This window comes from Synechococcus sp. R55.2 (genome assembly GCF_047462075.1).
Classification (GTDB): domain Bacteria; phylum Cyanobacteriota; class Cyanobacteriia; order Thermostichales; family Thermostichaceae; genus Thermostichus.
This window is the reverse complement of record NZ_JANSIH010000313.1, coordinates 1-4055: the sequence shown is the minus strand read 5'-3', so window position 1 is coordinate 4055 and position 4055 is coordinate 1. Positions and strand designations below refer to the sequence as shown.

Genomic DNA, 4055 nt, shown 5'->3' with positions numbered 1-4055 from the left:
CCCCAAGGTGCAGCCCAAGAAAAAGAGCCTGGACGAAGTGGATCCGGTGCTGTTGGAGACCTTCGAGAAATTGGGGATCCCCTTGTCTGAACAGAAGCGGCTGGCCAATGTGGCGGTGGATGCCATCTTCGACAGCGTTTCGGTAGCCACCACCTTCCGGGAAAAGCTGGCCAAGGAAGGCGTGATTTTCTGCTCCATGTCAGAGGCGCTGCGGGAGTATCCGGAGCTGGTGCGCAAGTACTTGGGCAGTGTGGTTCCCATTGCTGATAACTACTACGCGGCGCTGAACTCGGCAGTGTTCAGTGATGGATCCTTTGTCTATGTGCCCAAAGGGGTGCGCTGTCCCATGGAGCTTTCCACCTATTTCCGCATCAACAACGGCGAATCGGGCCAGTTTGAGCGCACCCTGATCATTGCCGACGAGGGATCCTACGTCAGCTACTTGGAAGGGTGTACTGCCCCCATGTTCGACACCAACCAACTGCATGCGGCGGTGGTGGAGCTGATCGCCCTAGACAATGCCGAGATCAAGTACTCGACGGTACAGAACTGGTATGCCGGCGACGAAAACGGCAAAGGGGGCATTTATAACTTTGTAACCAAGCGCGGCCTGTGTCAGGGGGCAAACTCCAAGATCTCCTGGACGCAAGTGGAGACCGGCTCCGCCATCACCTGGAAGTACCCCAGCTGTGTGCTGGTGGGGGAAAACTCGGTGGGCGAATTTTACTCGGTTGCCCTCACCAACCACTACCAGCAGGCCGATACCGGCACCAAGATGATTCACGTGGGCCGCAACACCCGCAGCAAAATTATCTCCAAAGGGATCTCGGCTGGGCACTCCAAAAACAGCTACCGCGGCCTGGTCAAAATCGGGCCGAAAGCGGAAGGTGCCCGCAACTTTTCCCAGTGCGATTCCATGTTGATTGGGGATCAGTGCAGCGCCAACACCTTCCCCTATATTGAGGTGCAAAACAACACCGCCAAAGTGGAGCACGAAGCTTCCACCTCCAAGATTGGAGAGGAGCAATTGTTCTATTTCCAGTCGCGCGGGATCGGCATGGAAGATGCCGTGTCCATGATCATCAGCGGCTTCTGCCGAGAGGTGTTCAACCAATTGCCGATGGAGTTTGCCGTAGAAGCCGATCGGTTGCTGAGCCTGAAGTTAGAGGGATCCGTCGGCTAGGGGATTGTTCCCGACGTGAAGCTAAGCAGCTGGGGAGAGGCTACTGACATCAGTGGGATTTCAGGAGAGGGGTGACTCCCAAGGCAGAGAGGTTTTGAACTATAAAGGCTAGGCAGGAGAAGTTCCCTATGCGGGCATTTCTGGAGGAGTTCAAAAACTTTATTAGCCGGGGCAATGCCTTAGATTTGGCTGTTGGCGTTGTTATTGGAGGTGCTTTTGGGAAGATTGTGACTTCTTTTGTAGCAGATCTGTTTACTCCAGTTTTAGGCTTGATGATTGGTGGAGTGAGCTTCCAGAACTTGGTCTGGAAAATCGGTGGAAGTCCTGAAGACCCAGTTACGATTAACTACGGCAGCTTTCTGCAAGCTGTGTTTGATTTTGTGATTATCGCTTTTGCCATCTTCTTACTGGTGAAGGCGATCAACACCCTACAGCGAAAGGAGGAAGAATCTCCTCCCACATTGCCCCCACCAGAAGTGGTTTTGCTGACAGAGATCCGGGATATCCTCAATCGCCACTCCCAATAGAGCTATAGGGGATCCTTAGGCCCAAAATCCAAACCTGGTTTAGGGATCCCTTAACTTTTCAGCTCCTGCCCTTCGGTGTCAACCCTAGAGTCTAGCCATGATCCGTGAAAACAGCCCTGTCATCTTATCCGTTCGAGATCTCAGCGCCGAGATCGACGGCACCCCCATTCTCAAGGGGTTGAGCCTGGAAATTCGCGCCGGAGAAATCCACGCCATCATGGGCCCCAATGGCTCTGGAAAAAGCACTTTTTCCAAGATCTTAGCCGGCCACCCTGACTACAGGGTGACGGGGGGCGAGATCCTCTACCTGGGAAAAAATCTCTTGGAGATGGAGCCAGAAGAGAGGGCTTGGGCAGGGATCTTTTTGGCATTTCAATACCCCATCGAAATCCCAGGGGTGAGCAACTTGGATTTCCTGCGCGCCGCCTACAACGCTCGCCAGAAATATCGGGATCAGCCGGAACTGGATGCTCTGGATTTTGACGACCTGGTACGGGAAAAGTTGGATATTGTCAAAATGGATCCCGTTTTTTTGGAGCGCTCTGTGAATGAGGGCTTTTCCGGCGGCGAGAAAAAGCGCAACGAGATCCTGCAAATGGCGGTGTTGGAGCCTACGCTGGCCATTTTGGACGAGACGGATTCCGGTCTGGATATCGACGCGCTGCGCATTGTGGCCCACGGCATCAACCGACTGGCCGGCCCTGAGAATGCCATGCTCTTGATCACCCACTACCAACGCTTGCTGGACTATGTAACCCCCGACCACGTGCATGTGATGGAAGGGGGGCGTATTGTCATCAGCGGGGACAAGACCTTGGCGCTGGAGCTGGAAGAACGGGGCTACGACTGGATCAAAACTCAGTTGGGCCAAGAATCAGCAGCCGCAACATCCCGGCGGGAGGAAGAGGGATGAGCGCCACCTTGCCCAAACCTTTCGCCCCAGAGAGCCGCCTATTCCTGGAGCACATCCTCGGCCAAATCCCCGAAAGGCAGGATCCCTACACCACCCTTAGGCAGCAGGCCCGCGCCCAATTGGCCGAACTGGGGATCCCGACCCCACGGGAAGAGGATTGGAAATACAGCGATCTCTCGCCGCTGCTGGCCCACGAGTTTCGCCTGGCTGCTGCAGGGGATCCGGCTCTGGATGCGGCAACTCTAGAGCCCTGGCTTTGGCCGGAAGCCAGCTATAGCCGCGCCGTGTTCGTCAACGGCTACTTTGCCCCCCAGCTTTCTGATTTGAGCGGCCTGCCCACCGCTTTGCAGGTGATCCCTTTAGCCCAAGCCCCAGGGGAGTTGCTGCAAACCCTGGCCAAGACGGATGTGTTTACGGCCCTCAACACCGCTCATCTGGGAGATGGGATCCAGATTGGCCTACAGCCCGGCCAGGAAGTTCCGTCACCGCTGCACCTGCTGTTCATAACGGTGGCTCCTGAGGGAGAGGCCGTTTTGGCCCAGCCCCGCTGCCTGCTGTCTTTGCAAGCCCACAGCTCCCTCACGCTGATCGAAGATCATGTATCCCTGGGATCCGGGATCCCCTTTGGCAACGCGGTTACGGAGATCGCCCTGGCAGAGGGATCTCGTTTGCACCATGTGATTTTGCAAAGGCAGGGATCCCCAGCCTTCCACATCAACAAGACCGCCGTGCGCCAAAGCTGCGACAGCCACTACCGCCTCCAGGCGATTCAGTGGGGATCCCAGTTTTCTCGCCACAACCTGGAGATCACCCAAGCCGGAGCCCAGGCCCACACCCAACTGCAGGGGCTAACGCTGCTGAAGGGATCCCAGCACAGCGACACCCACTCCCGCCTGGTGCATCAGGCCCCCCATGGCAGCAGCCGCCAATTGCACAAGTGCATCGTGGACGAGACGGCCCATGCGGTCTTCAGCGGACGGATTCTGGTGAGCCGAGAGGCCCAACTGACGGACGCCGCCCAGACCAACCGCAACCTGCTCCTAGGCCCCAAAGCGCGGGTCAACACCCAGCCACAACTGGAGATCTTTGCCGACAACGTCAAGTGTGCCCACGGGGCCACCGTCAGCCAACTGGAGGCGGAAGAGATCTTTTATCTGCAAAGCCGGGGTATTCCCCAAGCTGAGGCCAGGCAACTTCTCACCTGCGCTTTTGCAGCAGAAGCCCTGGAAGGGATCCCTTTGGCTTGGCTTCCCACCCTGGTGGCCCGCCGGTTGGCTGGGATCCCGTGAATCCAATCAATTCCAATAACAATAATAAGTTGTTGCTCCCCCATTACCCTCAAGAGTGACCAGACTTGGGCGTAATGGATAGGCAGCAGTAAACTACCCGGCTCCGACCGCTAAGCGGTACGGAGCGGGCTTTCAGTAGCCCT

Annotated in this window: 4 protein-coding genes; all 4 read left to right on the top strand. The window is 56.6% G+C overall.

Features of this window, described 5'->3' with window-relative positions:
- Window positions 1-1183, top strand: a 1183-nt coding sequence (gene sufB / locus NW838_RS10010) for a Fe-S cluster assembly protein SufB (RefSeq protein ID WP_414427966.1), incomplete at its 5' end; no start/stop codon positions are given.
- 128 nt (window positions 1184-1311) lie between these two features.
- On the top strand, window positions 1312-1710 hold the full coding sequence (gene mscL, locus NW838_RS10005; protein WP_414344182.1) for a large-conductance mechanosensitive channel protein MscL: 399 nt from the start codon (window positions 1312-1314) through the stop codon (window positions 1708-1710).
- 97 nt (window positions 1711-1807) lie between these two features.
- Entirely contained in the window at window positions 1808-2623 is an 816-nt protein-coding gene (gene sufC, locus NW838_RS10000; protein WP_414357843.1) for a Fe-S cluster assembly ATPase SufC, read from the top strand.
- Complete coding sequence (gene sufD / locus NW838_RS09995; protein ID WP_414427965.1) at window positions 2620-3912, top strand: Fe-S cluster assembly protein SufD; 1293 nt, start codon at window positions 2620-2622, stop codon at window positions 3910-3912. The genes sufC and sufD overlap by 4 nt, the downstream gene beginning before the upstream one ends.
- The last annotated feature ends 143 nt before the right edge of the window (window positions 3913-4055 follow it).